This window comes from Xinfangfangia pollutisoli, assembly GCF_020179405.1.
Lineage (GTDB): Bacteria > Pseudomonadota > Alphaproteobacteria > Rhodobacterales > Rhodobacteraceae > Pseudogemmobacter > Pseudogemmobacter pollutisoli.
Map to the genome: position 1 here is coordinate 1 of NZ_JAICBZ010000152.1, position 3,628 is coordinate 3,628.

Consider the following 3,628-nt stretch of genomic DNA (forward strand, 5'->3'; position numbering starts at 1 on the left):
CGGTGCGCCCGCGCCGCGTTGCCGGCGCCGCCGCCGCCGCGCTAAGCCCGGTTGCGGGTTACGCCGCCGCACAGGACGAGGATGAACTGGACGAAGACCTGCTGCGCGCGCTGTCGGATGACGCGCCCTTCGCCGCGGGCCCCGACGCTGACGCTGACGCCGACGAAGACGAGGCAGCGGGCGAGGCCGCGCCCGCGGCCGGCAACATCTTTTCCGACCGCGGCGATTTCTCGGATTTTGCCGAGGCGCTGGGCGTCACCGGCCTGCCCGAATTGCTGGAAGCCGCCGCCGCCTATGCGACACTTGTCGAAAAGCGCGAACATTTCACCCGGCCGCTGCTGATGCGCCGGCTGATCACCGATGCCAAGGGCGCGGGGATCACCCGCGAGGACGGGCTGCGGTCCTTCGGGTCGCTGCTGCGCGACGGCCGGATCGAGAAGGTTCGTCGCGGCCAATATGCGTTGCCCGAGGATTCGGCCATTCTGGCCGAGGCGCGCCGCATCGCGGGCTGAGCTGCCATCAGCCCGACCTCAGGCGGAGGGCCCCCGGTCCTCCGCCTGTTGCGTTTCCGCCGGATCGGCCTGGCCGATGCCGCGGAAGATCCGGCGGAAGGGCAGGGCCCAAAGAAAGCCAAGCCCCAGATAGACCGCGACTTCGGCCCAGATCGGCAGCCGCCCGAAGCGCGCGTCCAGCGCATTCATCAGCGTCACGGCAACGACCACATAGGCCGGCATGCCGATCAGCAGGATCAGCAGCGCCAGACGCTTGCGGGCACGGTAGGTCAGGGCCATCGGTTCCTCCCTCGGCGCCTTGGGCCTGCCGCCGCCCCGGCGGGGGCGGTGACAGGGAAAGGCCGGTCAGTCGGCGAAAGGATCGGTCACCAGGATCGTGTCGTCCCGCTCGGGGCTGGTCGACAGCAGGGCGACCGGGCACTGGATCAGCTCTTCGATCCGGCGCACATATTTGACCGCGGCGCCGGGCAGATCGGCCCAGCTGCGCGCACCCGCCGTCGATTCCGACCAGCCTTCCAGCTCTTCATAGACCGGCACGGCGCGCGCCTGCAGATTGGCGGCGGTGGGCAGATAGTCCAGCAGTTCGCCATCCAGCATGTAGCCGGTGCAGATCTTCAGCGTCTTGAACCCGTCCAGCACGTCGAGCTTGGTCAGCGCAATGCCCGACACGCCCGAGGTGGCGCAGGTCTGGCGCACCAGAACCGCATCGAACCAGCCGCAGCGGCGCTTGCGCCCGGTGACGGTGCCGAATTCATGCCCGCGCTCGCCCAGACGCTCGCCATCGGCATCGAACAATTCGCTGGGGAAGGGGCCTTCGCCCACCCGGGTCGTATAGGCCTTGACGATGCCCAGCACGAAGTCGATCGCGGTGGGGCCAAGGCCGGTGCCGGCCGCGGCCATGCCCGCAAGGGTGTTCGACGAGGTGACATAGGGATAGGTGCCGAAATCCACGTCCAAGAGGCTGCCCTGCGCGCCTTCGAACAGGATGCGCTTGCCCGCCCGCCGCGCCTCGGTCAGGATTTTCCAGACCGGCTTGGCAAAGGGCAGGATCTTCGGAGCGACCTCCAGCAGCTTGGCCTTCAGCGCCTCGGCATCGACAGGGTCCAGCCCCAGCCCGGCGCGCAGCGCGTTGTGATGGGTCAGCAGGCGGCCGATCCGCGTGTCCAGCGTGCCCTCGTCGGCCAGATCGGCGACGCGGATCACCCGGCGGCCGACCTTGTCCTCATAGGCCGGGCCGATGCCGCGGCCGGTGGTGCCGATCTTGGCCACCGAATTCTGCGCCTCGCGCGCGCGGTCCAACTCGCCATGGATCGGCAGGATCAAGGGCGTGTTTTCCGCGATCAGCAGCGTCTCGGGGCTGACCGTCACGCCCTGCGCCGACAGCTTCTCGATCTCGGCCAGCAGGGCCCAGGGGTCCAGCACCACGCCATTGCCGATGACGGACAGCTTGCCGCCCCGCACGATGCCCGAGGGCAGAAGCGACAGTTTGTAGACCGTCCCGTCGATCACCAGCGTGTGGCCGGCATTATGGCCGCCCTGAAAGCGCGCCACGATATCGGCGCGTTCCGACAGCCAGTCGACGATCTTGCCCTTGCCCTCGTCGCCCCATTGGGCGCCCACGACAACCACGTTGGCCATGTGCCAGAGGTCCTTCCGTTTGGAATTGCGCGGCAGCTATAGCGATCTGTGGCCGCAGGTGAAACAGGAATTTCCGCCGCAGCCCGCGCCCCTTGCCGATCGGGCCTTCCTCTCTGCAGAAATATCCCGGGGTCCGGGGCGGCGCCCCGGGGCCAGCCGCCCCGTCCGCCCTCTGGCCATGGCAGCCCGGCCTTGCGATAAGACCGCCATGAAGGCCGCCCCGTCCGATCTGCCCGTCAGCCAGGTTCTGCCCGCCCTGCGCGCCGCGCTGCAAGGCGGGCTTGCGGTGCTGGAGGCGCCCCCGGGCGCGGGCAAAACCACGCTGGTGCCGCTGGACCTGCTGGCCTCGGGCGCCTTTCCGGGCCGGATCCTGATGCTGGAACCCCGCCGCCTTGCCGCCCGTGCCGCCGCCCAGCGCATGGCCGATCTCTTGGGCGAACCGCTTGGCCAGCGCGTCGGCTACCGGATCCGGGGCGAGGCCAAGGTCTCGGCCGCGACGCGGATCGAAGTGGTGACCGAGGGTATCCTGACCCGGATGATCCAGTCCGATGCCGAATTGCCCGGCATTTCGGTGGTGATCTTCGACGAATTCCACGAACGCTCGCTGCAGGCCGATCTTGGCCTGGCGCTGGCGTTAGAGCTGCGCGCGGCGCTGCGGCCCGACCTGTGCCTCTTGGTGATGTCGGCCACGCTGGATGCCGCGCCCGTGGCGGCGCTGATGGGCGATGCGCCGCGGATCACCGCCGAAGGCCGCGCCTTCCCGGTGGAAACCCGCTGGCTGCCGCGCCCGATGGATGCCTCGCTGCGCTTCGAGGCTGCCGCCGCGCTGCTGATCCGCCAGGCGGTCGAGGAAACCGAAGGCGGCATCCTGGCCTTCCTGCCCGGCGAGGGCGAGATCCGCCGCGTCGAGGCTGCGCTGCAGGGCCTGCCGGGCTGCACGGTGCAGCCGCTGTTCGGCGCGATGGATCTGGCCGCGCAGCGCGTCGCGCTGGGCCCCGCGCCGGGCCGCAAGATCGTACTGGCGACCTCGATCGCGGAAACCTCGCTGACGCTGCCGGATATCCGCACCGTCGTCGATTGCGGCCGGGCGCGGCGGGCGCGATTCGATCCGGGCTCGGGCATGTCGCGGCTGGTGACCGAAAAGGTGACCCGGGCCGAGGCCGAACAGCGCCGCGGCCGGGCGGGGCGGGTGGCCGAGGGCATCTGCTACCGGATGTGGACCCGCGGTGAAGAGGGCGCGCTGGCCGCCTTTCCGCCGCCCGAGATCGAGGCCGCCGATCTGGCGCCCCTGGCGCTGGAACTGGCGCTTTGGGGCGCCTCGGACCTGCCCTTCCTGACCCCGCCCCCCGCGCCGGCCTTGGCCGAGGCGCGGGCGCTTCTGGCGGGACTGGGCGCGCTGGACGGGGCGGGGCGGATCACCGCGCATGGCCGGGCGCTGGCCGGGCTGCCGCTGCATCCGCGGCTGGCGCATATGCTGG

Annotated in this window: 3 protein-coding genes and 1 pseudogene; 2 read left to right on the top strand and 2 right to left on the bottom strand. The window is 70.6% G+C overall.

Going from position 1 to position 3,628, the window contains the following annotated elements; genetic code table 11:
* Positions 1–512, top strand: a pseudogene (locus tag K1Y73_RS21515) (hypothetical protein); the annotation flags it as partial.
* Between the two features lie 18 nt (positions 513–530).
* Here the strand turns inward: K1Y73_RS21515 and K1Y73_RS21520 are convergent.
* Positions 531–791: a DUF2842 domain-containing protein gene (locus tag K1Y73_RS21520; protein WP_225030446.1), complete on the bottom strand. Its 261-nt coding sequence runs from the start codon at positions 789–791 to the stop codon at positions 531–533.
* A gap of 66 nt (positions 792–857) precedes the next feature.
* Positions 858–2,150 (bottom strand): adenylosuccinate synthase, encoded by a 1,293-nt coding sequence (locus K1Y73_RS21525; RefSeq protein ID WP_225030447.1) that lies wholly within the window; start codon positions 2,148–2,150, stop codon positions 858–860.
* A 208-nt stretch (positions 2,151–2,358) separates the two neighbouring features.
* Here K1Y73_RS21525 and hrpB point away from each other — a divergent pair.
* The coding region (gene hrpB / locus K1Y73_RS21530) for an ATP-dependent helicase HrpB (RefSeq protein WP_225030448.1) at positions 2,359–3,628 on the top strand (1,270 nt) is incomplete at its 3' end.